Origin of the sequence: Dokdonella koreensis DS-123, from assembly GCF_001632775.1 — a bacterium.
In the GTDB taxonomy this organism is placed as follows: domain Bacteria; phylum Pseudomonadota; class Gammaproteobacteria; order Xanthomonadales; family Rhodanobacteraceae; genus Dokdonella; species Dokdonella koreensis.
The window spans coordinates 4,301,408-4,326,373 of record NZ_CP015249.1; the positions used below are offsets into that span (position 1 = coordinate 4,301,408).

The 24,966-nt window shown below is 70.0% G+C and carries 23 protein-coding genes and 1 pseudogene; 6 read left to right on the forward strand and 18 right to left on the reverse strand.

Going from position 1 to position 24,966, the window contains the following annotated elements; genetic code table 11:
* Positions 1–21 precede the first annotated feature (21 nt).
* From I596_RS17375 to I596_RS17400, 6 genes are all read right to left on the reverse strand, one after another.
* Positions 22–246 (reverse strand): hypothetical protein, encoded by a 225-nt coding sequence (locus I596_RS17375; RefSeq protein ID WP_067650875.1) that lies wholly within the window; start codon positions 244–246, stop codon positions 22–24.
* Between the two features lie 317 nt (positions 247–563).
* On the reverse strand, positions 564–1,325 hold the full coding sequence (gene tatC / locus I596_RS17380; protein WP_067650878.1) for a twin-arginine translocase subunit TatC: 762 nt from the start codon (positions 1,323–1,325) through the stop codon (positions 564–566).
* A gap of 47 nt (positions 1,326–1,372) precedes the next feature.
* A complete protein-coding gene (tatB, locus tag I596_RS17385) occupies positions 1,373–1,720 on the reverse strand; it encodes a Sec-independent protein translocase protein TatB (protein ID WP_067650881.1) in 348 nt (115 codons plus the stop codon).
* A gap of 9 nt (positions 1,721–1,729) precedes the next feature.
* Positions 1,730–1,951: a Sec-independent protein translocase subunit TatA gene (gene tatA / locus I596_RS19180; protein WP_067650884.1), complete on the reverse strand. Its 222-nt coding sequence runs from the start codon at positions 1,949–1,951 to the stop codon at positions 1,730–1,732.
* A 78-nt stretch (positions 1,952–2,029) separates the two neighbouring features.
* Positions 2,030–2,710: a lipid-binding SYLF domain-containing protein gene (locus tag I596_RS17395; protein WP_067650888.1), complete on the reverse strand. Its 681-nt coding sequence runs from the start codon at positions 2,708–2,710 to the stop codon at positions 2,030–2,032.
* 68 nt (positions 2,711–2,778) lie between these two features.
* Positions 2,779–3,654, reverse strand: coding sequence for an NHL repeat-containing protein (locus I596_RS17400; protein WP_150132241.1), 876 nt, complete (start codon positions 3,652–3,654; stop codon positions 2,779–2,781).
* 200 nt (positions 3,655–3,854) lie between these two features.
* On the opposite strand from I596_RS17400, the gene hemH reads away from it, so the two are divergent.
* On the forward strand, positions 3,855–4,862 hold the full coding sequence (gene hemH, locus I596_RS17405) for a ferrochelatase (RefSeq protein WP_067650894.1): 1,008 nt from the start codon (positions 3,855–3,857) through the stop codon (positions 4,860–4,862).
* Positions 4,859–5,728, forward strand: a complete 870-nt coding sequence (locus tag I596_RS17410; RefSeq protein ID WP_067650897.1) for an alpha/beta fold hydrolase — start codon at positions 4,859–4,861, stop codon at positions 5,726–5,728. The genes hemH and I596_RS17410 overlap by 4 nt, the downstream gene beginning before the upstream one ends.
* Before the next feature lie 17 nt (positions 5,729–5,745).
* Here the strand turns inward: I596_RS17410 and I596_RS17415 are convergent, their stop codons facing one another.
* The 3 genes from I596_RS17415 to ttcA form a co-directional block, all read right to left on the reverse strand.
* A complete protein-coding gene (locus I596_RS17415; RefSeq protein WP_067650900.1) occupies positions 5,746–6,522 on the reverse strand; it encodes a M48 family metallopeptidase in 777 nt (258 codons plus the stop codon).
* A gap of 27 nt (positions 6,523–6,549) precedes the next feature.
* The gene (locus I596_RS17420) at positions 6,550–7,467 is read right to left on the reverse strand and encodes a recombination-associated protein RdgC (RefSeq protein ID WP_067650903.1); all 918 of its coding nucleotides are present in this window, start codon (positions 7,465–7,467) and stop codon (positions 6,550–6,552) included.
* Positions 7,468–7,561: 94 nt separating this feature from the next.
* A complete protein-coding gene (ttcA, locus tag I596_RS17425; protein ID WP_067650906.1) occupies positions 7,562–8,416 on the reverse strand; it encodes a tRNA 2-thiocytidine(32) synthetase TtcA in 855 nt (284 codons plus the stop codon).
* 119 nt (positions 8,417–8,535) lie between these two features.
* On the opposite strand from ttcA, the gene I596_RS17430 reads away from it, so the two are divergent.
* On the forward strand, positions 8,536–8,754 hold the full coding sequence (locus I596_RS17430; RefSeq protein ID WP_067650909.1) for a YdcH family protein: 219 nt from the start codon (positions 8,536–8,538) through the stop codon (positions 8,752–8,754).
* A 19-nt stretch (positions 8,755–8,773) separates the two neighbouring features.
* Here I596_RS17430 and plsB read toward each other — a convergent pair whose 3' ends face one another.
* The 3 genes from plsB to I596_RS17445 form a co-directional block, all read right to left on the reverse strand.
* Complete coding sequence (gene plsB, locus I596_RS17435; protein ID WP_083965698.1) at positions 8,774–11,341, reverse strand: glycerol-3-phosphate 1-O-acyltransferase PlsB; 2,568 nt, start codon at positions 11,339–11,341, stop codon at positions 8,774–8,776.
* Positions 11,342–11,392: 51 nt separating this feature from the next.
* A complete protein-coding gene (locus I596_RS17440; RefSeq protein WP_067650915.1) occupies positions 11,393–12,292 on the reverse strand; it encodes a hypothetical protein in 900 nt (299 codons plus the stop codon).
* 279 nt (positions 12,293–12,571) lie between these two features.
* Positions 12,572–13,477: a 5'-nucleotidase, lipoprotein e(P4) family gene (locus I596_RS17445; protein ID WP_067650918.1), complete on the reverse strand. Its 906-nt coding sequence runs from the start codon at positions 13,475–13,477 to the stop codon at positions 12,572–12,574.
* 118 nt (positions 13,478–13,595) lie between these two features.
* Here I596_RS17445 and I596_RS17450 point away from each other — a divergent pair, with 118 nt between their 5' ends.
* Positions 13,596–14,612 carry an AI-2E family transporter gene (locus I596_RS17450; RefSeq protein WP_067650921.1) on the forward strand — a complete coding sequence of 339 codons (1,017 nt, stop codon included), beginning with the start codon at positions 13,596–13,598 and terminating at the stop codon, positions 14,610–14,612.
* A gap of 12 nt (positions 14,613–14,624) precedes the next feature.
* Here I596_RS17450 and I596_RS17455 read toward each other — a convergent pair whose 3' ends face one another.
* The 3 genes and pseudogenes from I596_RS17455 to ggt all read right to left on the reverse strand — a co-directional run bounded on the left by I596_RS17455 (position 14,625) and on the right by ggt (position 17,066).
* The gene (locus I596_RS17455) at positions 14,625–14,948 is read right to left on the reverse strand and encodes a helix-turn-helix domain-containing protein (protein WP_083965700.1); all 324 of its coding nucleotides are present in this window, start codon (positions 14,946–14,948) and stop codon (positions 14,625–14,627) included.
* Positions 14,949–15,051: 103 nt separating this feature from the next.
* Positions 15,052–15,276: pseudogene (locus tag I596_RS18285) on the reverse strand (type II toxin-antitoxin system RelE/ParE family toxin); the annotation flags it as partial.
* 95 nt (positions 15,277–15,371) lie between these two features.
* Positions 15,372–17,066, reverse strand: a complete 1,695-nt coding sequence (gene ggt / locus I596_RS17460) for a gamma-glutamyltransferase (protein WP_067650928.1) — start codon at positions 17,064–17,066, stop codon at positions 15,372–15,374.
* 79 nt (positions 17,067–17,145) lie between these two features.
* Here ggt and I596_RS17465 point away from each other — a divergent pair, with 79 nt between their 5' ends.
* A complete protein-coding gene (locus tag I596_RS17465) occupies positions 17,146–17,973 on the forward strand; it encodes an ABC transporter ATP-binding protein (protein WP_067650934.1) in 828 nt (275 codons plus the stop codon).
* A gap of 69 nt (positions 17,974–18,042) precedes the next feature.
* On the forward strand, positions 18,043–18,408 hold the full coding sequence (locus I596_RS17470; protein WP_083965701.1) for a PGPGW domain-containing protein: 366 nt from the start codon (positions 18,043–18,045) through the stop codon (positions 18,406–18,408).
* 45 nt (positions 18,409–18,453) lie between these two features.
* Here the strand turns inward: I596_RS17470 and I596_RS17475 are convergent, their stop codons facing one another.
* The 3 genes from I596_RS17475 to I596_RS17485 form a co-directional block, all read right to left on the reverse strand.
* The gene (locus I596_RS17475) at positions 18,454–21,531 is read right to left on the reverse strand and encodes a TonB-dependent receptor (RefSeq protein WP_067652253.1); all 3,078 of its coding nucleotides are present in this window, start codon (positions 21,529–21,531) and stop codon (positions 18,454–18,456) included.
* Positions 21,532–21,559: 28 nt separating this feature from the next.
* Entirely contained in the window at positions 21,560–22,510 is a 951-nt protein-coding gene (locus I596_RS17480; protein WP_067650940.1) for a helix-turn-helix domain-containing protein, read from the reverse strand.
* Positions 22,511–22,640: 130 nt separating this feature from the next.
* Positions 22,641–24,848 (reverse strand): winged helix-turn-helix domain-containing protein, encoded by a 2,208-nt coding sequence (locus tag I596_RS17485; protein ID WP_067650943.1) that lies wholly within the window; start codon positions 24,846–24,848, stop codon positions 22,641–22,643.
* Positions 24,849–24,966 lie beyond the last annotated feature (118 nt).

Sequence of the window (24,966 nt, forward strand, 5' to 3'; positions counted from 1 at the left end):
CGTGCCGGCCGGCCGTGACGGTCAGCGGGTGGCTGTGCGCGCGCGGCCGCTGCCGTTGCGGCGGATCGCCACCAGCGGGTCGCCGAGCTTGAGGTTGCCGAGGTAGTGGTTGATGGCCTCGTTCGTCACTTCGTACAACGGGCGGCCCATGACCGCGGCAGCGGCCTTGAGGCTGTCGCGCATGCGCTTGGACACACGCAGGGACGCGTCACGCGCGTCTTCGGAATTGAGCGTCGAATTCTTCATGTGGATCCACCGTCGCTGAGTATGCAGCGGGCCGCCATGGTGCCGGCGACCCGTTCCTGCGTCGCGGTGCCGTCCGGTCCCGGGCCGGCATCCAGAGCAGATCCCTTTGCTTTTGGGGCCAGTATATCGACGGCACCTGTACGCACAGGCCGCCGCTGCCGGCTGACTTGTTACTTTTTGTAACTGTCTACGCGACCACGACCTGCCTCCGCGCGCGTCGCGGTGGTCCGTGCTACCGGGTTTTTCGTACGCGGCGCTCGGTACGAAGGCCTGCGCCGGCAGGTCGCGCGGCGACGCGACCGGAGGAGAGCCGGCGACTAGTCGCCGGCTGCAGCGTCGACAGCGGCCGAGCGGCGCACGATCGCGCGCGCAACCAGGATGCCGAGCTCGTAGAGCAGGCACATCGGGATCGCCAGCATCAGCATCGACAGCACGTCGGGCGGCGTCACGACGGCCGAGACCACGAAGGCGCCGACGATCGCGTAAGAACGATTGGTGGCGAGTTGCGCCGGCGTCACCACGCCGATCGCGACCAGGATCACCAGGGCCACCGGCACCTCGAAGCACAGCCCGAACGCCAGGAACAGGATCAGCGCAAAGTCCAGGAAGCGGCTGATGTCGGGCATCACCGCCACGCCCTCCGGGGCGATGCCGGTGGTGAACGTGAAGACCGCCGGCAGCACCAGGAAGTAGGCGAACGCGCAGCCGATGTAGAACAGCGCCACGGCGGAGCCCAGCAGCGGCAGGGCCAGCCGCTTCTCGTGGCGATACAGGCCCGGCGATACGAATGCCCAGAGCTGGTACAGCACCACCGGCATCGCCAGGAACAGCGCGACGAAGAAGCACAGCTTGAGCGGCACCAGGAACGGCGAGGCGACCTCGGTGGCGATCATGCTGCCCCCGGCCGGCAGGTGCTCGACCAGCGGCCGGGCCAGCAGCGCATAGATCCGCTTGGAGAACGGCAGCAGGGCGACCAGCACGACGAGCACCGCGGCCACCGCCTTGAGCAGGCGCGAACGCAGCTCGACCAGGTGCGTGAGGAAGGACTGCTCCTCTTCCATGCCGGGATCAACTTGCATGTGCGTGGGAGACCGGGGACGAAGAGGTCACCGTCGACGCCGCGTACTCAGCGGTGGTCATCGGCAGCGGACGTTGCGGCGGGAGGTGTCGAAGGCGCGGGCGACGCCGGCGCCGGCGTGGACGATACCGGCTCGACGCTGCGGCGGATGCTTTCGGCCGTGGCGTCGACCTCGGCCCGCAGGTCGGTCGCGCGCAATGCGTCGTTGACCTGCTGCTTCATGTCCTCGGCGGCCAGTTCGCGCTCGATCTCGCTGCGCACGTTGAGCCAGCTGCTGCGTGCGCGGCGCACCAGCGCACCGGCCGTGCGCGCGACACGCGGCAGGCGCTCCGGGCCGAGCACCAGCAGGGCCACGATCGCGATCAGCGCGAGCTTGCCGAAACCGACGTCGAACATGGCCGCGTCCTATTCGGCGCGATCGCGCTGCTCGCTCTCGGTCTTGGCGGCGGTGGGCGGCGGATCGGCCTTGAGCTGGCCCTGCGCCTCTTCGCCTTCCTGCATGCCCTTGCGGAAGCCCTTGATCGCGCTGCCGACGTCCTCGCCGATGTTGCGCAGGCGCTTGGTGCCGAAGATCAGCGCGACGACGACCAGGACGATCAGCCAGTGCCAGATACTGAAACTACCCATGGGAAACCTCGATCTCGTGGTGGCGCGCGCCGCCTTTCGAGGAGTTCCCCGGGGAACGATCCGGCAGGGCGGGCGCGATTACTGCGAAGTGTACTCTTCCAGGCGATCGCGGAAGTCCACGACCGGGCCCGGCACGTTGCTGACGCCGCCATCCAGGATGCGGCGGGCGGTCACGCCGTTGCCATAAACCGCTTGGTTGGCCTTGTTGTCGATCGTCAGCGCCGAGCCGTCCAGGGCCACGCCGGCGAACAGGCCGCGCGCACGCGAGTACGAGTAGATCTCGGCCTTGAGCTGCGCATCGGTGGATGCCTGCGCGGTGCGGCCGACCGGCCCGGCGGCCGCCGACGCATCCGCTCCGAGCGTGAACTTGCCGTGCACGATCGACTCGACGCCGCGCTGGTTGCGGAAGACCAGGATCACGTCGGTGGACGACACGCCGGCCTGGAAGCCGACGCTGCCGCCGGTCATGCTGATGTAGCTCGGGTTGGACCAGGTGCCGTCGGCCGACTTGATCGAGAGCAGGCCCGAGCCGTGGCGGCCGCCGACCACGAAGCCGGCCTTGATCACATCCGGGATCACCGCGACCGCGTAGGCGTTGGTGAGCAGGTCGCGCGGAATCGCCTTGTCCGGCGCCTGCATGACTTCCTGGAGCACACGGACCGCGTTGCTGGCGCGTTCGTTTTCCTTCTCGCCCGCCACGGCGGGCAGCGCCAGAACGAGCAAGGCGACGGCGAGGCAGACGCGCGCGAGGGAAGGCATCGGGGAACTCCAGGCAAATACGGGTCCCGACACCGTAGCAGGTCGAGCTGAGCCGCCGATGAAAGCGGTCAGGAGAGCCGGCGGCGACGCAGCGCGAACAGTGCCACCAGGCCGAGTGCGAGCGTCATCAGGCCGAGCGCCCACGGCGAACGGACCGGCATGGGCACCGGCTCCGGCGGACCGCCGGTCGGCGTGCAGTCGGTGGGCGCGACGATGAACCCGTTCATCGAGATGCCGCGCAGGCGCGAGGGGCCTTCCAGCGAGCCGAGCACGGTCAGCGCGCCGGTTGCCGGATCGATCGTGACCAGATCGCTCCAGTCGACCAGCGCCGGCGGATTGTAGTTGAGCGTCGCCCAGAGCTTGCCCGACGCGTCGAAGCTCATGGCCACGACGTTGACGTAGTTGGGAACGCGGCCGAAATCGCCGATGCGCTCGGCGCGCGCGGTGGTCTGGTCGATCCGGTAGAGGCCGTTGTCGTCGCGACCGGCGGCCCCGTAGAGCACGCCGCCGCGAGCGGCCAGGCCGGTGATCGGCCGGCCGGTGTCGCCGACGTAGACCGGGTTGATCGCGGCCGGGCTGGTCTTCCAGAGACTGCCGTTGGCCGAGGCGATCCACAGGTTGCCGTCGCAGGCATAGGTCATCGACAGGTCGAGCGCTTCCTCGGTCGGCATGCCCGACAGCGCGCCGCGATAGCTGGCCGTGCCGGACGCGGGATCGAGCTGGACGATGATCTTCTGGTTGCCGACGACGGCGAACAGCTCGCCGCCGGGGCCGTAGGTCAGGCCGCGGATCTGGGCGACCGCCTGGCCGTTGACCGGACCGGCTTCGCCGATGAAGGTCGCGCGCCGGGTGGCCAGATCGAGCCGGTAGAAGTCACGGAACGCCACGCCGTAGGCCGGCGTCGCCAGTTGCGCGAACGCAGGCGACGAGGCGAAAAGAAGCACGGCTGCGGCAAAGCAGGCACGCATGCGCATGGCGGTCGATGTTATCGTTATGGGTAGTCGTCGCCCGGGCCGGCCGTCCTGCCGACGCCGGGCTCCCCGAGTCTAGCAGCACTCTCCGCCGTAACAAAGCACTGCAACCGCGCGTGCGGCGGACGTTTTTGCGGCCAGATTCGTCGCAGCCGCCCAGCCTTCCGCCCGGTATGCCCACCGAACCGATTCCCGCCCCCGACCGCCCCGCACCGGACACCGGCGTCCTGCTGATCAACCTCGGCACCCCCGATGCGCCGACGCCGGCGGCGGTGCGGCGCTACCTGGCCGAGTTCCTGTCCGATCCGCGGGTGGTGGAACAGCCGCGCTGGCTCTGGCTGCCGGTGCTGCACGGCGTGATCCTGCGTATCCGGCCGGCCCGATCGGCGGCGCTGTACCGCGCGATCTGGACCCCGGCCGGTTCGCCGCTGCAGACCGGCATGGCGGCACTGGCCGAAGCCGTCCAGGCCGAATGGCCCGGCGTGGTGGTGCGGCACGCGATGCGCTACCGGCTCCCCGACCTCGGCACGCGGATCGACGAACTGATGGCGGCCGGCGTGCGTCGCCTGCTGCTGCTGCCGTTGTTTCCGCAGTATTCGGCGACGACCACCGCCTCGGTGCTCGACGCGGTCGGCCGCCACCTGCGCCGGCGCCGGCGCGTGCCGGAGCTGCATTTCGTCGACAGCTACGCGGACGAACCGGCCTATGTCGAAGGGCTCGCCGCCAGCGTCGAGGCGCACTGGCAGGCCCACGGCCGTGCCGAGCGCCTGCTGTTGTCGTTCCACGGCATTCCGGAGCGCTACGTCCGCGCCGGCGATCCGTATGCCGACCAGTGCCGGGCGACGACCGACGCCCTGCGGCGGCGGCTCGGTGCGGCGGCGCCGCCGATCCTCGCCTGCTTCCAGTCGCGGGTGGGTCGCGAGCCGTGGCTGCAGCCGTACACCGACGCGGTGCTGGCCGCGCTGCCGGGCGAAGGCGTGCGCAGCGTGCAGGTCCTCGCGCCGGGCTTCTCGATCGACTGCCTGGAAACGCTGGAGGAGCTGGCGATCACCAATCGCGAGCGCTTCCTGGCGGCCGGCGGGGAACGCTACGAGTATCTTCCGGCACTGAACGCCTCGCCGGCCCAGGTCCGCCTGGTCGGCGAGCTGATCCGGCGCCACCTCGACCCCGCCGTTCCGTGACCGAGGCCCGCGAGCGGCGCTTCGACGTGCCGCACCTCCCGATCGCGGCCCGGTGCTGGGGCGACCCGGCACTGCCGCCGCTGCTGGCGCTGCACGGCTGGCTCGACAATGCCGGCTCGTTCGACCATCTGGCACCGCGGCTGGCGGCACACCATCAGGTGATCGCCATCGACCTGGCCGGCCACGGGCGGTCCGGGCATCGCCCCGCCGGCACCTGGTACCCCTACATCGACTTCCTCGACGAGATCCTCGGTGTGGTCGAGCAGCTCGGCCGGCCGCGCATCGACCTGCTCGGCCATTCGCTCGGCGGGACGCTGGCCAGCGTCTTCGCCGGGATCTTCCCGGAGCGGGTCGGCCGCCTGGCGCTGATCGAAGCCCTCGGGCCGCTGACCGCGGCAGCCGGCGATACCCGCGAGCGGCTGCGCCGCGGCATCGGGGAGCGCGCCGCGCGCCGTGGCGACCGACGCCGCGTGTTCGACTCGATCGACACCGCCGTCGCCGCGCGCCTCGCCGCCGGCGGTCTGTCCGCGGCCGCTGCGCGCCCGATCGTCGAGCGTGGCCTGCAGGCCGTCGACGGTGGCCTGGCCTGGTCGAGCGATGCCCGCTTGCGGCTCGCCTCGCCGGCGCGCTTCACCGAGGACCAGGTGCTGGACCTGCTGGCCGGCATCGACGCGGCGACGCTCCTGGTGCTGACCGAACCGGAGACGGCCTACCTGCCGCGCGCGTGGATCGAACGCCGCGCGGCCGAGGTGGCCGCGATCGAGATCGTGCGGCTGGCAGGCGGCCACCACCTGCACCTGGAACGGCCCGGACCGGTGGCCGATGCGCTGCTGGATTTCTTCGGACGCCACCCGCCGCGCGCCTGAGCGGCGCGGGACGAGGTTCAGCCGCCGCCGGGCGCCTGGATCAGCCGGCCGAGTTCGGCCTTGAGCGCCTGGCCGTGGAGCCGCAGCCAGTCGCGCTGCTCGCCCCATTCCGGGTACAGCGACTGGACGAGGTTCCAGAACCGCTTGGAGTGGTTGCGGATGCGCAGGTGGCACAGCTCGTGGACCAGCACGTAGCGCAGGGCCGCCGGCGGCGCCAGCGCCAGCGCGAGATCCAGCGTCACCACGTCGCGCGTGTCGAGGCTGCCCCAGAGGCTCTTGAGCGGCCGCACGCGGATGCCGGTCGGCGCCAGGCCCAGCTCCGGCGTGTAGCGCGCCAGCCAGCGCGAGATGTCGCGCCGCATCTGCGCTTCCAGGAACGAGCGCAGCAAGGCGCGCGCCGCTTCCGGTGCGCGGCGGTGCGGTCGCGGCAGGCTGATCGTCAACCGGTCTTCGGTGTGCTCGATGTGCGGATAGGCGCCGTCACGCCAGGACAGGCGCGTGGTCTCGCCGCGCAGCGGCATCACCGTGGCCGATCCCACCTTCAGCGGCGGCGGCTGCGAACCGAGGTTGAGCTCGTCGAGCTTTCGTTCGAGCCATTCGCCGTGCTTGCGCAGGAACGCGAACACCTGGGCCGGATGGGTCCCTTCCGGGTAGGTGACGCGGGCGCCGCCGGGCGTCACCGTCAGGCGCAGGCGCCGGGCACGCGGATGGCTGCGACGCAGGACCTTGATCGTGTCGCCGGTCTGCGTCGCCAGTTCCAGGTAGTTGTTGCCGTTGTCGCTATCGAGGGTCATCGTTGCCTCATGACCCACACGGGTCCGCTAGTCGCGGTCCCCCGGCCGCGGTAATCCAAACCACTCCCCGAACTTGTCGAACAGGCGCGCCAACTCCAGCGTCAACAACGCGAACCGGGCGTCGATCTCCGCCTGGATCGATTCGGACGACTCCTCGCCCAGCTCATCCAGTACGACATCGAGAAAACGCAACTTGCGGACCGTGAGGTCCTCCCCGAGCACGAAACTCATGCGCTCGTCGAACGTGAGCCCGAGCTGGTACACCTGCTTGCCGGTCTTCAGATGCTCCCGGACCTCGTCCGATTCAAGCTCTTGACGACGGCAGCGAACGATGGCACCGGCCTCGACCGGATCGCGCAGCTCGCACTCGTCGCCGAGCGCCAAGCCTGCCGGCAGCTTGCCATGGATCAGCCAGTCCGTCATCAGCGCCCGCGGCGATTCTTCCGGCGCCATCGGGGTGGCCGGAAACTGCCCGACCGCCTCGCGAACCTGGCTGACCGCCTCCTCGGCCACCTTCCGGCTGGCCGTATCGACGACCAGCCAGCCGTTCTTGGCGTCCAGATAAGCACTCTGGCGTGACGGGCGGATGAAAGCCCGCGGCAGCAGTTCGGAAACCACCTGCTCCTTCAAGCGCTTGCGCTCGCGCGCACCGATCCGGCGGCCTTCCTTCTCGGCCAGTTCGGAGATCCGGTTGGCCAGTTCCTCGGTTACCACCGATCCCGGCAGCAGCCGGTCCTCGCCGCCGATCGTCAGCAGGGTATACGCACCAATCTGGTGCATCAACGCGTCGGACTGGCGACCGAACGGGGAAACGAATCCACGCGTGGCCAGCTCCAGCGGCCCGCAGGCGCGCAGGCGCTGGGACTCCAGGCGGGTCTCCAGGTCGTCGAGGGCCTCGACGGCGGTCTCGGGGAAGCGGAACAGGGTCAGGTTTCGGAAGAACATGGCATCTCGATACGAAGGAACGGCGGAGAAACGCGACCCGGCCGGCGCGGAGTGCCGGCACGCAACGCGCAAGCGGTGGACGGAAGCGCTCGGCTCAGGACGGGCCGGGCCGGTTGTCGCGCAGCCAGTCGTGGGCATCCGCGCCGGGACCGCGCGCGCCCAGTCCGGCGAAGTCGAACAGCGCCGGATCGGCCAGCTGCGAGGGCGCCACATGGGTCAGTGCGCGGAACACGTTCTCGACCCGGCCCGGCTGCTGGCGCTCCCAGTCGGCCAGCATCGCCTTGACCACCTTGCGCTGCAGGTTCTCCTGCGAGCCGCACAGGTTGCACGGCATGATCGGAAACCCCTCATGGGCGGCGTGCGCGGCGATGTCCGTCTCGCGGCAGTACGCCAGCGGCCGGATCACGAGGTTGCGGCCGTCGTCGGACCTGAGCTTGGGCGGCATCGCCTTCAGCGCGGCGTGATGGAACAGGTTGAGGAACAGCGTCTCGACGATGTCGTCGCGATGGTGCCCGAGCGCGATCTTCGTGAATCCCTCGCGCTCGGCGAAGTCGTAGAGGGCGCCGCGGCGCATCCGCGAACACAGGCCGCACATCGTCTTGCCGTCCGGTATCACGCGGCGCACGACGCTGTAGGTGTCCTGCTCGATGATGTGGAACGGCATGCCGATGCCGCGCAGGTAGGCCGGCAGCACGTCCGGATCGTAGCCGGGCTGCTTCTGGTCCAGGTGCACGGCGACCAGCTCGAACCGCACCGGTGCCTTGGCCTGCAGCCGCCGCAGCATGTCGAGCAGGGTGTAGGAATCCTTGCCACCCGACAGGCAGACCATCACGCGATCGCCGTCCTCGATCAGGTTGTAGTCGGCGATCGCCTGGCCCACCTGGTGGCGCAGGCGCTTGGCCAGCCGGGCGGCTTCGTGTTCGTGCTTGCGGGCGGCGGCGACGGTCATCGGCGGGACGCTGGAACGGGACGGCGCATTGTACGTCGAGCCTGCCGCGGACGTGCCGCGGACGCCCCCGCCCGATGGCGCCCGCACGCCGCCAAAAGCACTACACTTGCCGCCCAGCCATGAACCATCAGTTCCCCGACGATCCCGCCGTGCTGGTCCGCAAGCTCGCCGAGCTGCGACTGGAGCACCGCGACCTCGATACCGCGATCGCGCGCCTGTCGATCGACCCGAACGTCTCCGACGAACTGCAGATCACGCGCATGAAGAAGCGCAAGCTGCGGCTCAAGGACATGATCGCCTGGATCGAAAGCCGGCTGATTCCCGACCTCGACGCCTGACGGCCGCTGCGCCGCCGCCTCACTCCGCCGCGGGCTTGGCCGCAACGGGCGGTTCGCCGGCCGGCTGTCCCTCGCCCAGGCGCGCACGCATGTCCTGGGTCAGCTTGAGGATGCCGTGCCGGATCTCCCGGCTGAGGATCACGCGGGCGTCGCGTGCGACCTCTTCAAGCGCACCGTCGAAGTCCAGCTTGCCGTTCTCGTCGGTCCACACCACGCGCCGCTCGCGCAGCTTCTGGATGAAGCCGCGGAACAGCGACTTGTCGAAGAACTCCGGCGCGTTGACCTCGTGCAGCAGCGAGAGCCTCTGCGCGGTGAGGTAGCACAGGTTCTCCAGCTCGCCGGCGGTCAGGCTGTGCGGACCGTTCTTCACCAGCGCGGCGAGCGCGATGTAGTAGCGCTCGAACGCCTGCAGCAGGCTGTGGGCGATGCCGCGCAGGCGATAGGCGGTATCGCTCTGGCCGGGACCGCGGCTCATGATGCGGCCGTCCTCGTCGACCTCGAGCAGGTCGTGGCGCGCGAAGAAGTCCAGCGTCGCCTCGATGCGCTCGCCGAAGGCCTGCTCGTCCCAGGCCAGGAACAGCTCGGAGCGGATGAACGGGTGCACCAGGCGGCCGAGCCGCACCAGCGTGGAACGCGCCATGCGCCGGTTGTTGAGGAAGCAGCAGGCGACCCAGGCCGCCGCCGCGAACAGATGTTGGACGTTGTTGCGGAAGTAGCTCAGCAGCACCGCCTGTTCGTCGCCGCAACGGAGCACGTCGCCGAGCGGATGGGCGACACGCTCGATCCACTGCATCTTCTCGCCGTACGCGATGATCGCGGCCGGATCGAGGGCGGTGACGGTGACGCGGTCCGAGTACGGCAGCTCCACCAGCAGCCGCTTGGCGAGATCCAGCTGGGCGACCAGATCCGACTCGGCCATCGCGTGGTTGGGCGTGGACAGGAGCGCCAGCGCCAGCAGGTTGACCGGATTGACGTCGGCGCTGCGGTTGATGTTGACCAGGATGCGCTCGGCGAGCGCGTCGACCGCCGGGCCGGCCCACTCGGGCTTGTCGTCGGGGTCGACCGGCGACTGGCGCCACTGCGGCGCGACCTCGTCGAGCAGCTCGGCCAGGTACACCGGTTCGCCGAAGCTCACCGCCACCTGCCCGTAGTGCTGGCGCAGCACCTTGGTCGCGCGCAGCAGGCCGAGCCAGGACTCCTTCTGCTTGGGCCGGCCGGACAGCTCGCCGGCGTACTCCTTGCCTTCCATCAGCTTCTCGTAGCCGATGTAGACCGGCTGGAACAGCACCGGGCGCCGCGACTGGGCCAGGAAGCTCGACAGCGTCATCGACAGCATGCCCGCGCGTGGCGCCAGCAGGCGGCCGGTGCGCGAGCGTCCGCCCTCGATGAAGTATTCCAGTGGCACGCCGCGGGCGAACAGCTGGCCGAGGTATTCGCGGAACACGGTCGAGTACAGCGCGTTGCCGCGGAACGTGCGGCGCAGGAAGAACGCGCCGCCGCGCCGCAGCAGCGCGCCGAGCACCGGCAGGTTGAGGTTCACGCCGGCGGCGATGTGCGGCACCGACAAGCCGTTGCGGTACAGCAGCCACGACAGCAGCAGGTAGTCGATGTGGCTGCGGTGGCAGGGCACGTAGATCACTTCGTGGCCGGGCACGCTCGCGCGCAGCGACTCGAAGTGGTGCATCTTCACGCCGCCGTAGAGCTTGTTCCAGAAGCCGTTCAGCAGGAACGACATCGAGCGCACCACCGGATGCGAATAGTCCGCGGCGATCTCCATCGCGAAATCGCGCGCACGCTTGTGCGCCTTGGCGGCGGGCAGGCCTTCCTTGCTGGCGGTGGCGGCGATCGCCTCGCGCACCGGCTCGGCATTGAGCACCGCGTTGACGACGGTGCGGCGGTGGGACAGGTCGGGACCGATGACCGCGGCGCGGATGCGGTTGAAGTGCACGCGCAGGACGCGCGAGAGCTTGCGCACGCTGCGCTCGGACGCCTCGCCGCCGGCCTCGTCGACGAGCTGGCGCAGCGACACCGGCGCGGCGAACTGGACGATCGTGTCACGGCCGTTCAGGAGCAGGGCGAGCAGCCGGCGGAAGCGGCCGACCACCACCCAGTTCTCCGAGAACAACACGCTGAACCAGCCCGACTGCCGGTCCGGCGCGCGACCGACGAAGATCGACACCGGCACCAGGCGCACGTCGGCGCCCGGCGTCTGCGCGACGTGCGCGAACAGGTGCGCCAGCGTCTCCGAGCGGGTCGGGTGCTGCGGGCGGCCGAACCAGCGCGGCCGCCGCGAGAGGTAGATCACCGAGCGGCGGCGGCGGATCGGCAGCGTGTCGGCCGCCGAGTACGGCGCCGGCAGGCCGGCCGCCGCTGCTGCCTCGTCCAGGATCAGCGTATCGGACAGGCCGTAGCGCTCCAGGACGTAGACGGTCGGCCGGCCGTCGTCCTCGCCGACCAGCGTGCGCGGCTCGGCCGGCTGCAGCCGCAGCCGCAGCCACGGCCGCAACAGCGCGCACAGCAGGCGAGTCAGCGGCGGCGCCCGCCGGCGCACAGCGGCCGGCCGGGGCCCGGGAAGTGCCGGATCCATGGTGCGGATGCGGAAAGCGGGCGGAACCGTGGCGTGGAATCCGGTCCGGGATCAGCCTTCGCTGGCGGGCGCGGCGGCCGCTTCGGCAGCGTGCTGCTCGAGCTTCTCCAGCGCGTTCTTGCCGTACCAGTTGTCGCCGCGGCGAACCATCTCGGCATCGGCCGAAAGCGGCTTGCCGAGCAGCGTGTAGTCGATCTTGACCTTGGCGGTGGTGCCGTCGCTGGAGACGACCGTGGTCTTGGCCGAGTCCAGCGTCTGGTCGATCGAGAAACCGTAGACGGCAAACGCCTGCTTGACCGCCTGGAACACCAGCTGGCCCTTCTGCATCGCCTCGTCGTAGCCGAGCGCGCGCGCCTCGTCGAGCGTCGAGAGCTTCATCTCGCGCGCGGTCGCGCTGGCGATCGCGAGCACCTGCTTGACCTTGTCCGGATCGGTGAAGCGGGTGCCCTGCATCCAGTCGGCCAGCGCATCGATCGCGGCCAGTGCCTGCTCCTTCTCCGCGTCCGCCAGGTCCTTGCTCTGCTGGACGGTGCTGCGCAGGAAGCCGCGGCCCATGTTGACGTACATCGGGATCTGCTGCTGGTACTGCGCGTCGAACGCGGCCAGCTGCGGCTCGATCTCGGCATAGAGCGTCTGTTCGGCGTCGGCGGCGGTCAGCTTGGCCATCATCTCGCTGAAGTGCGCGCGCTCCTCGTCGGTCGGCGCCTCCTGGTCCTTGCCCCAGTCGGCCTTGACGCGTGCGTAGTCTTCCGGCGGCAGCGAATGCGCGATCAGGCCGCCGACGTCGCCGGACTTGAGCAGGGCGATGCTGGTCTGGACGGCGGCTTCCGGACTGCTGCCGCTCTTGGCGGCCGGAGCGACGGCCTGACCGGCCGTGGGTTCCTTGTTGCAGGCGGCGGCGAGAACGACGAACAGCGCCAGAGGGGCGATGCGCAGGGCTTTCGCGAACATGAGGAGATCCAGTAGTCCAAAAGGCGGAGCGGCACTCTAGCAGACTTGACCGCCACGCCTCTGCGCAAGGGCCGGACGCGGCCGACAAAAAACCCGGGCGATGGGAATCGTCCGGGCGAGTCCGGCAGAGCCGGAGGAGGAATCGATTGTTGTTGTTGTGCCTGTATCGTGCGGGCGCATCAGGCTCGTCGTGCGTATGGCCGGATCATACGGACCGCCCCAACCTAATGCAACACCTTAATATATGGCAATCAACTCATTGTTTAATATGGATCTCCATCAGTCGTAGTCGAGCGCCTCGCGCTTCAGGCGCCGCCGCTCGCCGGCCGGCAGGCTCCAGGCATTGTTGAACAACGCCGGCTCCCACGAGCCATACGTGGGATTGGGCAGCACGAACCAGCGCTGGCCGACCCATTCCAGATACGGCTCCACCGCCTGCTGCCGACCGGCCGGCGTATTGGCCAGTACGTCGACGAAGTCGCCGATCTGGTCGCCGATCTGCATCAGCACGCGATGCTCGCGCGCGACCAGGCGACGACGGCAGCCCTTCTCGGTGCCGTTCTGCTCGCAGCCGTGGACGACGGTGCCGAGGCCGAGGAACGCGTCGGCGCCGCTCACCGGAAACCCGCGCTTGCGCAGGTTGGCCAAGGTCGCCTCGTTGAGGTCCTGCGCGCGGTTGGACAGGTAGAAGACCTTCACGCCGCGCTCGGCGGCGAAGCGCGCGAACTCCAGCGCGCCCGGCACTGCCTGGGCGCTCTCCTCGCGGCACCAGGCGGCCCAGGTGAACTCGTCGTAGCTGGCGCCGTCGCGCACCAGGCGGGCCTGGTACGGGCTGTTGTCGAGCATCGTCTCGTCGATGTCGACGATCACCGCGGGCTTGAGCCCTGCCGGCGCGTGCTCGCGCTCCTCGCGCGGCAGCGCGTCCCAGGCCGGATCGGCCAGCGCATCGACCAGCCGCTCGCGGGCAGCGCGGAACGCCTGGCGCGCGATCAGCGCGCGCTCGACCGCGGTCTGCGTCCACACGACGGCATTGAGGTTGTCGTCGGGCGCCGGTGCCGACGGCTGCGCGGACGCGACAGGTGGGGCGACAGCGGGCGACGCCGGAGGCGGGACGACCGCCGGCCGCGTGGCGCAACCGCCAAGCAGGGCCAGCGCCAGCACGGCGGCAGCGGAAAACGGCTTCATCATGACTCCCGGGATTGGAAACGCAACGGTCCAGCGCATACGATCCGGTCAGTTTATTACGCCCGTGCAAGCGCGGGCCGCCCCGGACCGGCCAGGACCGTACACGACAGGAACTCGCGTGACCTCTCACGAACCCCTTTCCCCGCGCGTGACGATCGCCAGCCACGTGCTGGCCGCGCTCGCGCTGCTGGCGATCCTCCACCTGCACCTGCTGCCGGCCCTGCTGGCCGGCCTGCTGGTCTACGTGCTCGTCCACGGCCTGGCGCCGATCCTGCAGAAGCACCTGCCGGGCGCCCGCGCGCACTGGCTGGTGGTGCTGCTGCTCGGCGTCGTCGTGGTCGGCATCCTCACCGTGGCGATCATCGGCCTGATCGCGTTCCTCGGCAGCGAGCGCGGCAACCCCAGCCTGCTGTTCGAGAAGATGATGCCGCTGATCGAAAGCGCGCGCTCGCAGCTGCCGCAGATGGTCGTGGACCACCTGCCGGACAACATCGAGGACTTCCGCGCGTCGGCGATCGATTGGCTGCGCATGCACGCCGCCCAGCTGCAGCTGGCGGGCATCCAGGCCGGGCGCACCTTCGTGCAGCTGCTGATCGGCCTGGTACTGGGCGCGATGGTCGCGCTGCACAGCTTCAGCATCCACCGCTACCGCGGCCCGCTGGCGCGCGCCCTGACGCAGCGCGCGAGCTGGCTGGCGATCGCCTTCCACGACATCGTCTATGCGCAGGTGAAGATCTCCGCGCTCAACACGTTGTTCACCGGCATCTTCCTGCTGCTGGTGCTGCCGCTGTTCGGCGTGAACCTGCCGTTCGCCAAGACGCTGGTGGTCCTCACCTTCGTGGTCGGCCTGCTGCCGGTGATCGGCAACCTGATCTCCAACACGGTGATCTTCATCGTCGGCCTGTCGGTCTCGCTATGGGTCGCCTGCGCCGCGCTCGGCTTCCTGATCGCGATCCACAAGCTGGAGTACTTCCTCAACGCGCGCATCGTCGGCACCCAGATCCGCGCGCGCGCCTGGGAACTGCTGCTGGCGATGCTGCTGATGGAGGCGGCCTTCGGCCTGGCCGGGCTAGTTGCCGCGCCGATCTACTACGCCTTGCTCAAGCGCGAGCTGGAGGCGGCGCATTTGATTTGAGAGACCTTCCGCTCAGAGAACCGCCTCCAGCCCTTTGCGGTCAATCAGATCCAGCAGCTTCTGCGACGGCCCACTGGGGCGCTTGTCGCCGACCTCCCACTTTCGGACCGTGGACGCACTGGTGTTCAGCACGGACGCCAGCACCACTTGGCTCAGATGAAGGCGCTTACGTAGCGCCTTCACCTTGGCGGCGTCGTATTCCTGGATCGGCTCGAGGCACAGCAGGCCGTACTTGCGCATCTTGCGCTGGTCGATGAAGCCCAGGCGGTACAGATCGCCGGCCGTCTCGTGGACGGCGTCGAGAATGCGGCTTTTGGGCTTGTTCTTCGTGGTCATTGTCAGATTTCCTGCAATGTGCCGTCGCGGACGGCCTCATCCAATTGTTGCCGGTCAGCGCCAACAGATCGACGGCGATGGCCTGCAAGACTTCCAGTTCTTCATCGCTGAGATTGGCACGATCGTTCTTCTGGAAGCCGAATACGAAGAACCAGCGATTGCCCTTGTTCGTGGCGACCAGTGTTCTGGCCCCGCCGCGCTTGCCCCGACCGGCCAGCCCGACGCGCTTCTTCACCACTCCGCCGCCCAGATCGGCGTCGATCAGTCCCGCCGCCATTTCCTCGACGGCGGCGCGCAACGCGGCCTCGGTGAACTCCGTCTTGCGCATCCATCGTTGGAAATGACCGGTCTTGAAGGCTCGCTGCACAGAGACGCTTCCATGCCACCGGGTGGCATGATTGTCCTTTGATCCTGGATCGGAAGCTAGTACCCCGCCGCCTGTCCGTCCTTGCGGCTTTCCGATGCGCCAATGAAAGTGCCGTTGCGCGCATCGCGCCCGATCGCCTGGTAGCCGCCGTAGGGTCCGTCGGCGAAACGCACCGAATGTCCCTTGCGCATGAGGTCGCGCACGACCTCGGGCGTGAAGCCCGATTCGAGGTCGATCCAGCCGCCGTCGCGCATCGGCTCGGCCTGGCCTTCCGGCGAGGTGGAGCCTTCGTGCTGGATGCGCGGCGCATCGCCGGCTTCCTGCAGGCTCATGCCGAAGTCGATCAGGTTCATGACGATCTGGACATGGCCCTGCGGCTGCATGTCGCCGCCCATGACGCCGAAGCTCAGCCACGGCTGGCCGTCCTTGGTGACGAAGGCGGGGATGATCGTGTGGAACGGCCGCTTGCCGGGCGCGAAGCTGTTGGCGTGGCCTTCCTTGAGCACGAACATCTCGCCGCGGTCCTGCAGGATGAAGCCCAGGCCGGTCGGCGCCATCCCCGAGCCCATGCCGCGGTAGTTGGACTGGATCAGCGAGACCATGTTGCCGTCGCGATCGGCCGTGGTCAGGTAGATCGTGTCGGTGCCGGGCTTGAAGTCGCCCGCCTCGACCGTGCGCCGGGCCTGCTCCGGCGCGATCAGGCGCCGCCGCTCGGCGGCGTAGTCCTTGGACAGCAGCCGCTCCAGCGGCGCGGCCGCGAACGCGGGATCGGCGTAGTAGCGCGCGCGGTCCTCGAACGCCAGCTTCTTGGCTTCGGTGAACAGGTGGACGTGCTCGGCGCTGCCGAACGGGATCTTCGAGAAGTCGTAGCCTTCCAGGATGGCGAGCATCTGCAGCGCGGCGATGCCCTGCCCGTTCGGCGGCAGCTCCCAGACCTGGTAGCCGCGGTAGTCGACGGCGACCGGCTCGACCCATTCGCCGGTGTGCGCGGCCATGTCCTCGTAGCTCAGGAACCCGCCGTGGGCGGCGAAGAAGTCGCCGACGGTGCGCGCGATGCGGCCGCTGTAGAACGCGGCGCGGCCACCCTTCGCGATCGCCTCGAGCGTGGCGGCGAGGTTCGGGTTCTTCCAGATCTCGCCCTTGGCCGGCGCCCGGCCGTCGATCGTGAACTGTTCGAGGAACCCGGGCTGGTCGCGCAGGCGCGGCACCGAGCGCTCCCAGTAGTAGGCGATCACCTCGCTGACCGGAAAGCCTTCGCGCGCATAGCGGATCGCCGGTGCCAGCAGTTCGCGCATCGGCCGGCGGCCGAAGCGCTGGTGCAGCGCGAACCAGCCGTCGACACAGCCCGGCACGCTGACCGGCAGCGGCCCGTACGGCGGGATGCGCGCATGGCCGTGTTCGCGGAACCAGGCCAGGCTCAGGCTGCGCGGCGAGCGGCCCGAGCCGTTGTAGCCGTAGAGCTTCTTCGTCTTGGCGTCCCAGACGATCGCGAACAGGTCGCCGCCGATGCCGTTGCCGGTCGGCTCCATCAGGCCCAGTGCGGCATTGGCGGCGATCGCGGCATCGACCGCGCTGCCGCCGGCCTTGAGCACGTCCAGGCCGACCTGTGTCGCGAGCGGTTGCGAGGTGGCGACCATGCCGTTGCGCGCGATCACCTCCGAACGTGTCGCGAATGCGCGGCCGGTGACCCGGTCAGCGGCGACCGCCGGCAGCGCCAGCAGCAATCCCAACAGCAGCAGGCACGGCTTCATCGGATCCCCCCAGGCATCAGGCCCCGCATTCTGCCGCAGAAACCTGGCCGGCGGCGGCCGAGTCGGCGATCATCGCCGGATGGACCCTGCCGCACCGCCACTGGCCGACCGCCGGCCGCCGCCGCTGATCGAGCTCGAACGCGCGCGCGTCATGCGCGGCAGCGAGGTCGTCCTCCACGACGTCAGCCTGCGCATCGACCAGGGGCAGCACGTCGCCATCCTCGGGCCCAACGGCTGCGGCAAGTCCACCTTCGTCAAGCTGATCAACCGCGAGCTGTATGCGCTCGCGCGCGGCGGTCCGCCCCCGGTCACGGTTCTCGGTCAGTCGCGCTGGGACGTGTTCTCGCTGCGCGCCCAGCTCGGGCTGGTCGCGCCGGACCTGCACCGCGACTTCTCGACGGTCACCGATCTCTCGGCCGAGGACGCGGTGGTCTGCGGCTTCTTCGCCAGCCTGCGCACGCCCCTGCACGCTCCGGTCACCGAGGCGTTGCGCGCGCGGGCGCGGGCGGCCCTGGAGGAAAGCGCCGCCGGGCACCTCGCGGCCCGTCCGGTCGCCTCGCTGTCGACCGGCGAGCTGCGCCGCGTGCTGATCGCCCGCGCGCTGGCGCACCACCCGCAGGCCTTGCTGCTGGACGAACCGACGACGGGCCTGGACATCGTCGCGCGCCGCCAGTTCGTGGAGACGCTGCGCACGCTGGCACGGCACGGCATCACGCTGGTCCTGGTCACCCATCACCTGGACGAGATCGTCCCGGAGATCGGTCGCGTGGTCCTGCTGCGCGAAGGCCGTGTGTTCGCGGACGGCCCGCCGGAGGAGGTGCTGACCTCGGCGAAACTCTCGGCGCTGTACGGACAGCCGCTGCGCGTCGATCGCGACGGTGCCTACTTCCGGCTCGGCTGGGCCTGAACGTCGACGGCCCGAAGCGTTCAGCCAGGCCACGGCAGACTGCGCGCTCGACCCCAAGCGGGATAGGCTATGAGCGAATCCTCGGCGTCCGTCGTCTACGGCAAACCCTCCATGTTCGAGTCCTTCCGCGCGCAGTTCCGCCAGTTCGTCGCCGACCGCAGCGGGACGCGCTTCCAGCAGCGCTACCGGCGCCGGACCGAACGGCCGGGCGGCCTGCTGCGCAAGTCGCTGGTGTTCGCGCTGGCGACGCTGCTGGTGCTGGTGGGCATCATGTTGCTGGTGTTGCCGGGTCCCGGGCTGCTGGTCATCGTCATCGGCGCCGGCCTGTTCGCCGAGGAATCGCTGCTGATCGCGCGCCTGCTCGACCGCATCGACCTGCTCCTCACGCGCCGCGTGCGGCGCTGGCGCACCCGCCGTGCGGCGCCGCCGGCGTGACGGCCGGTCCGCCCCGTACGGACCGGCACGCCACGCCACCGACCGTTACCAGTCGTAGCGCGCGCTGAACTGGATGTAGCGCGGCGGACTGTAGCTGCGGACCCGGTCCCAGTTGGCGCTGACCGTCGAGGAGGAGGTGTTGAGGAAACGGTTCTCGACCACGTTCTGTGCCGACTGGCGGTTGAACAGGTTGAAGACGTCGGCGCTGAAGGTCATGCCCTTGGCCCAGCCCGGCGCGTAGCGCACGCCCAGGTCGAACCGGTAGATCGCCGGCAGCGAGCCATAGCTGGCACGCGGCGCCGGCACGCCGTTGCAGTAGTAGTAGTACGAACCGTAGCCGGCGCCTTCGTTGTCCGGATCGGGGTAGTAGCCGATGCAGTTGCGCGGCCGGCCCGACGCATAGACGAACGATCCGCTGAGCATCCATTCGGGCGTGAACTGGTAGTAGCCGCGCGCCTTGAGCTGGTGCTTGCGGTGGTTGGGCAGCAGGCCGTTGGCGTGCTCCATCAGCTCCGGGTAGTCCCAGGTGATCGTCTGGGAGACGTCGTCCTGGCCGTAGTCCGACTGCAGCTGGCCCTCGGTGTTGCCCCAGTTGCGCGAGAAGGTGTAGTCCACGCGCGCATACCAGGTGCCGTCGAACGGGCGCTCGAAGAACAGGTCGATCGCGTAGTACTTGCGCTTGGCCTTGTCGTAGCGCAGGTCGGCGGCCGACAGGTCGTAGCGTTCCAGCACGCCGTTGCCGTCCACGTCCTGGTAGAACGTGTTGGCGTAGCCCGGGTTGAACAGCGCGCACTGGAACTGCCAGTCGGCGACCGCCTCGGGGTCCAGTCCGTTGGCCAGCGCTGCGCGCCGGAACGGCCGCGCGTCGCAGGTGTCGTCGATCGCGCTGCGCAGCGTGCGGTAGGACGCCTTGGCGCCGACGTTGAAGCCGCTGATCGCCTGCTCGAAGCCGAACGTCGCCGCATCCTGGTAGTGCGAGCGCAGGTTGGCGGCCGCGACGGTGCGCGGGTCCTTGGGCTGGCCGAACTCGTTGTTCTCGGACCAGCGCGGGCCGAGCGGCGTCAGGCCGGTCGGCGCCCCGGTCACCGGGTCGACGCCGGTGTAGACGTAGGCCTCCTGCGTGTTGACGATGCCGTCGGCCCCGCGATAGGCGACCTGGCTCGGCAGCGCGAGGTGATAGCGGCCGGCGTTGGCGAACACCTTCAGCGTGGAATCGCCGCGCACGTCCCAGGTCGCGCCGAACCGTGGCGCGAGCTGGCGGTTCTTCTTGGCGAAGGTATCGCCGGCGCTGTTGTAGTTGGCGAACTGCTCGTTGCGCAGGCCCAGTTCCAGCAGCACGTTGTCGGTGACCTGCCACAGGTCCTTGATGTACTGCGCCTTCTGCTCGACCTTGAGGGTGGACCGGCCGAAGTTGACGTGATGGATCACGTAGTAGCCCTGCAGGCCGTGGCCGCCGCCCGAGGCCGGCGAACCGATGCCGAAGGTCGGTGCGACCGGGGTGTTCGGGTCGTCGCTGCGCAGGTATTCCCACCAGGAACCGCCCGGATAGAACTCCTCGCCCATCAGCGACTCGGACCGGTTGTAGTCGTAGCCGGCCTTGAACGTGTGATCCCCCACGCGGTATTCCAGGTCCAGGCGCCCGTTGCGGGTCTTGTCGTTGGCGCCTGCCGGCGTCAGCGTGTCGGTCGCGAACTGGCAGGTCGGATAGGTGAAGCCCTCGATACCGGCACCGGGTGCCACCGTCACGCTCGGGCAGTCGGGGTTGTACTGGTACGGCTCGTTGACGTGGTCGGTCTTGGAGCGCCCGAACATGCCCGACAGCGTCAGGCTGTCGGTCAGGTAGCCGGTGTAGTTGGCGATCCACGTCGTCGTCTTGTCGTCGCGGTAGTAGCCGCCGGCCTTGACGTCGTTGTGGCTGAAGTCGGTGTAGTCCATGCCGGTGAGGTCCACGCTCTGCTTGGCGCGGTCGGAAAAGCCGGTCAGTTCCAGGCGATGGTTGCCGGTGATGTTCCAGTCGAGCTTGCCGAGCCAGCGTGGGGTCCGGTAGGTGTAGTCGCGCCAGCCGTTGGTGCGGGCGTTCTCGATCGCCGTGGCCGAGGAGGCCGCCGCGTCGCTGCCGCCGCCGTCCTGCCGCACGAACTCGCCGGCGGCATAGAAGAACAGCGTGTCCTTGATGATCGGACCGCCCAGGTAGGCCGACGCGGTCTTGCTGCTGAACAGGTTCTCGTTGCGGTACTGGTAGATGCGGCCGGCGTCGCCGGGCTGGCCCAGCGCGCGGCCGTTGTCGCCGTAGTAGATGTTGCGCGGCGCCGCCATCAGGCCTTCGGGGCGCCAGATCACCTGGCCGCCGGCTTCCCACGCGTTGCTGCCGCGCTTGGTGATGACGTTGACGACGCCGCCGGTCGCGCGGCCGTACTCGACGCCGTAGCCGCCGGTGGACAGCTGGATCTGGTCGATCGCGTTGAACGGCAGCTCGGAGTAGCCGAGGTTGGTCAGCGGATTGGTGACCGGATAGCCGTTGATGTAGTACGCGTTCTCGGACACCGCCGAGCCGCCGAAGCTCGGCAGCGCGCTGAAGCGCGGCGGGTCGCTGTAGGCGGAGTCGCCGGCGATGACGCCGGGCGCCAGCAGCGAGATCGCCGTCAGGTTCGGCGCGATCGGCATGTTCTTGAGGTCTTCGGTGGTGATCACCACCGGCGATTCGACCGTCGACACGTCGATCGCATTGCCGCGGCTGGCGGTGACGACATAGGCCTCCAGCTCGGTCGGCTGGCCGGCGAGCAGCTGCACTTCGCTGCCGGCGCCGGCGGTGACCACCACGGCCGCTTCGGCCACCACCTGGCCGTCGCGCTGCAGGTGCACCCGGTAGGTGCCGTTGGGCAGGCCGGGAACGCGGAAGCGGCCGTCGCCGGTCACCGCGATCTCGCGCTTGAGGCCGGTTTCCCGGTTCTCGATGACCACGGTTCCGGTCTGGCCATCGGGGATGCGGCCGAAGATCGAGCCGGCCGTCTCCTGGGCGAGGGCGGCGTGCCCGAGCGCCATGCCGAGGGTGAGCGCCAGCAGGGAACGGCGCAGGGCCGGTGGACGGCGGCGGATCGGTTGTTCGTTCTTTTCGTTCTTCATGATCGCCTCGATGCGGCTGAAAGCCCGGTCACGCGGCGGGGAGCCGCGCATCGTCCGGGTAGCGGGAAACGTTAGGGACGCGCGCGGCGGTACGTGGTGCGGCCGGCGCGGAACCGGGGGGCGGACGCTGTGCGGTAGCGTCGGCGCAGGCCAGCGCGTTCCGGCGGAACGCGCCGGCGGTTGCGCCGAAGCGGTGGCGGAACTGGCGCGCGAACGCCCAGCGCGACTCGAAGCCGGCCGCGAGGCCCACATCGCCGACGCTCAGCTGGCTGGTCTCCAGCAGGTGCCGGGCGACCTCCAGGCGCTGCCGCAGCACGAAGCCCTGGACGGTCTCGCCGAAGACGCGATGGAAGATGCGCTGGAAGTGACCGACGGTGTAGCCGACGACCGAAGCCGCGTGGCGTGTCGGATAGCCCTGCGTGCAGCGCGCGCGCAGCAGGTTGCGTGCGCGCTGCAGGCGCGCATGCACGCGCCGGCGCTGGCCGAGGCTGCGGCCCGGGCAGCGGTCGATCTGCTCGAGCACGGCCCGGTGCCAGCGGCCGAAGTCGTCGAGGATGCCCAGCGCGCGGTGCGTGGACACGCGGCCGGCCAGCAGGCAGAGCGCCCGCAGGCGGTCGAGCTGGACCGGCTCGAGCCGGTATTCGCCGGGCGGCACGAAGCGGCGGGCAGCCGGGATGCCGAGCTCGCCGAGCGCCGTGCCCCACTCGGCGGCGGTACCGGCGACCACGCCCCAGGCCGGCCGGTCGCCGCGATCGGCGAACACCACCAGCGGCCCTTCGACGACGTGCACCTGGCCGGCGGCCAGCGACCACTGCCCCTCGGCGGTGCGGATGCGCGTGATGCCTTCGAAACCGGCGACCAGGGCCAGCCCCGGACCGCCGATCCAGTCGGCGCTACCCGCCTGGTAGCGGCACTCGAAGGCGGCCGCCGCGCCGGGCGGCCGGGACGCGCCGGATGGCGCGTGATGCGATGCGAACATGGAAACCTCCTCGTCGGACGGGGGTTTCCTGTTTAGTCATCGCAGCGGCGCAGGTCCTGATGTGCTGCGGAAATCGCCGGGAAATCGATGTGAAATCGCCGTGGCGGCCGTCCGGCGCCGCCACCGGCGCTCACGGGCGGACGGCACCGGCCGGCCGCAGCTCGAAACCGGCGATGTCGCCGCCGTCGCGATCGAGCAGCCACACCAGCAGCTTCTCCCCGGTCGCGTCGCTGCTGACCGCGGTGATGCCCAGGCCCTGGTCCACCTGCCCGACCCGCCGCCGCTGGCCGCTGGCGATGTCGATCGCCTCGACGCGCCGCGTCGGGAATTCCGGAACGACCTCGAAGGCGGTCGCGCCGGCCAGCGCCCACGGCATCTCGTAGCGGAAGTACGGGCCGTCGCCGAGCCGCTCGGCGGGCTGGTCCTTGCCGCGCCAGCGGAACAGGCCGCCACGGGCGAGGTAGTTGAAGAGCAGGCCCGTCTGCGCATCGCCGGCGCGGGCGAACGCCACGCCCGGCTCGAGCAGGTCGGCACCGGGTCCCGGCGTCAGCGCATAGAGGCCGTGTTCGCCGTCGGCCAGTGCGATCGCATAGAGCTGGCCGTCGGGTGCCGGGCTCAGGTAGTGGACGTCGAGCCCGTCGGGCGAGCGCACGGTCAGGCGGCGTGTATCCAGTTCCGCTTCCCAGGCCTGCCCCGGTCCGTCGCCGCGCAGCACGAACAGCACCGCGGCGCCGTCGGCGCGCCATTCCGGCAGGCGCGGCACGCCTTGCGGCAGCGCCGTCAACGCGTAGGCATCGCCGTGCTCGAGATCGTGGATCCAGATTTCGTCGCGACCGGTACGCCGCGAGACGAAGGCGATCCGGCGGCCGTCCGGCGACAGCGCCCCTTCGCGGTCGCTGGTGGTCGACGGTGCCGGCAGCGAGGCCGTGCCCGCCGCGTCGAGCAGGGCCAGCTGGAAGCGCTGCTCCGGCACCCGGTAGGCGCCGACATCCGCTTCGCGCGCCAGGGTCGGCTCGACTGCCGGCGAGATGCCCAGTGCCGTGATCTGCCCGGACCGCACGTCGACGGCGTAGAGCGCCGCGTCGCCGGCATGATCGGATGAGAACACCAGCGCGCTGCCGTCGCGCGTCCAGTCGAACCCGACCATGCGCGATCCGAGCCGGGTCAGGCGCCGCAGGCTGTCCGGTTGGTCCACGTCCATGACGTACAGGTCGCTGTACGGCAGGTAGCCGCGGCGGAACGCCAGGCGGCGCCCGTCGGGCGAGAACCGCGGCGTGAGGTCGATGTCGCCCGGCCGGTGCGGATAGGGGAACGACTCGACCGCCCCGCCGCCCACCGGCTGGCGCATCAGGCGCGTGCCGGCTTCGTCGCGCGCCAGGAATCCCGACCCCATGCCGACCAGCCAGTGCCGGTCGGGCGACCAGTCGAACCGCACGACCTCCGCGCGATTGCAGCGCCCGAGCAGCCGCGACGGCCCGCCGAGCGCCGGCATCGCCAGGATCCTGCAGTCGTCCTCGCTCTTGCGCGTGACGGCGATCTCGCCCGGCACCGGCGACCAGATCGCGTGCTGGTCGCTGCTGCCGGCCGGCGTGGGAATCGTCAACGCGCGCGATCCGGTCAGGCTCTGCAGGCGCACGCGCCCGGCCCGGGCCTCGGCGTCGACCCGGTGGTAGAGCACCTGGCTGCCGTCAGGCGAGATCGCCGGCCCGATCTCCAGCGCCGGATCGGTCGTCACCAGCCAGGGCGGCCCGACGATCCAGGCCGGCGCCGGGCGGCGCGGCGCGAGCGCGTGCGTGCTGAGCACCCAGGCGCCGAGGCCGAGAACCAGCACGCCGCCCAGTGCCGCCCAGCGCCCGGCCGCCCGGTGGCGCGACCGGGCCGGCCGGCGGTCCGACGGCGGCACGTCGTGGGAAGGCTCGGGCGCCGCCGGACCAGGCTCGGCGTCCCGCGGCGGGTCGTCCTCGAAGCAGGCCTCGGCGATCAGGCGGTAGCCGAGCTTGGGAATCGTATCGATGTACTCGGCGGTGCCGCGGCTGTCGCCGAACGCGCGGCGCAGCTCCTTGATCGCCTGCGTGACCACCTCGGGCGTCGGCAGCGTGCCGCGCCATACCGTGTCGAGCAGGTGGTCGCGGCTGACGGTGGTGCCCTGGTTCCTCGCCAGCTCCACCAGCACCTGGACCGACTTGAGGGTCAGCCGGACCGGCGGCTCCTCCGTGCCGAGCAGGCGCAGCGCGCCCAGGTCGACGCGATGGTCGCCCACGCGCAGGACGCCGGCCATCGGCTGCTGCGGACCGTACCGTTCCTGAAGCGAGGGAATCGACAAGACGTTCACGGTCATCAAGACGACAAACGGCGCCGGATCCGATCATTGACGCCGCAGGCCGGTGCGCTGGCAACCGCCGAAAGTCGGGGGGCCGGCTCGCGCGGTCGGACGGACGCGTGTCGCGCGCGGCGCC

Coding starts and splice junctions, on each gene's coding strand:
- I596_RS17445 (WP_067650918.1), bottom strand. CDS start 13,477: ATGAAGCCGTTTTCCGCTGCCGCCGTGCTGGCGCTGGCCCTGCTTGGC.
- plsB (WP_083965698.1), bottom strand. CDS start 11,341: ATGGATCCGGCACTTCCCGGGCCCCGGCCGGCCGCTGTGCGCCGGCGG.
- I596_RS17375 (WP_067650875.1), bottom strand. CDS start 246: ATGAAGAATTCGACGCTCAATTCCGAAGACGCGCGTGACGCGTCCCTG.
- I596_RS17470 (WP_083965701.1), top strand. CDS start 18,043: ATGAGCGAATCCTCGGCGTCCGTCGTCTACGGCAAACCCTCCATGTTC.
- tatB (WP_067650881.1), bottom strand. CDS start 1,720: ATGTTCGACGTCGGTTTCGGCAAGCTCGCGCTGATCGCGATCGTGGCC.
- hemH (WP_067650894.1), top strand. CDS start 3,855: ATGCCCACCGAACCGATTCCCGCCCCCGACCGCCCCGCACCGGACACC.
- I596_RS17440 (WP_067650915.1), bottom strand. CDS start 12,292: ATGTTCGCGAAAGCCCTGCGCATCGCCCCTCTGGCGCTGTTCGTCGTT.
- I596_RS17465 (WP_067650934.1), top strand. CDS start 17,146: ATGGACCCTGCCGCACCGCCACTGGCCGACCGCCGGCCGCCGCCGCTG.
- I596_RS17415 (WP_067650900.1), bottom strand. CDS start 6,522: ATGACCCTCGATAGCGACAACGGCAACAACTACCTGGAACTGGCGACG.
- I596_RS17455 (WP_083965700.1), bottom strand. CDS start 14,948: ATGACCACGAAGAACAAGCCCAAAAGCCGCATTCTCGACGCCGTCCAC.
- tatA (WP_067650884.1), bottom strand. CDS start 1,951: ATGGGTAGTTTCAGTATCTGGCACTGGCTGATCGTCCTGGTCGTCGTC.
- I596_RS17475 (WP_067652253.1), bottom strand. CDS start 21,531: ATGAAGAACGAAAAGAACGAACAACCGATCCGCCGCCGTCCACCGGCC.
- I596_RS17395 (WP_067650888.1), bottom strand. CDS start 2,710: ATGCCTTCCCTCGCGCGCGTCTGCCTCGCCGTCGCCTTGCTCGTTCTG.
- ggt (WP_067650928.1), bottom strand. CDS start 17,066: ATGAAGCCGTGCCTGCTGCTGTTGGGATTGCTGCTGGCGCTGCCGGCG.
- I596_RS17420 (WP_067650903.1), bottom strand. CDS start 7,467: ATGTTCTTCCGAAACCTGACCCTGTTCCGCTTCCCCGAGACCGCCGTC.
- tatC (WP_067650878.1), bottom strand. CDS start 1,325: ATGCAAGTTGATCCCGGCATGGAAGAGGAGCAGTCCTTCCTCACGCAC.
- I596_RS17485 (WP_067650943.1), bottom strand. CDS start 24,848: ATGACCGTGAACGTCTTGTCGATTCCCTCGCTTCAGGAACGGTACGGT.
- ttcA (WP_067650906.1), bottom strand. CDS start 8,416: ATGACCGTCGCCGCCGCCCGCAAGCACGAACACGAAGCCGCCCGGCTG.
- I596_RS17480 (WP_067650940.1), bottom strand. CDS start 22,510: ATGTTCGCATCGCATCACGCGCCATCCGGCGCGTCCCGGCCGCCCGGC.
- I596_RS17430 (WP_067650909.1), top strand. CDS start 8,536: ATGAACCATCAGTTCCCCGACGATCCCGCCGTGCTGGTCCGCAAGCTC.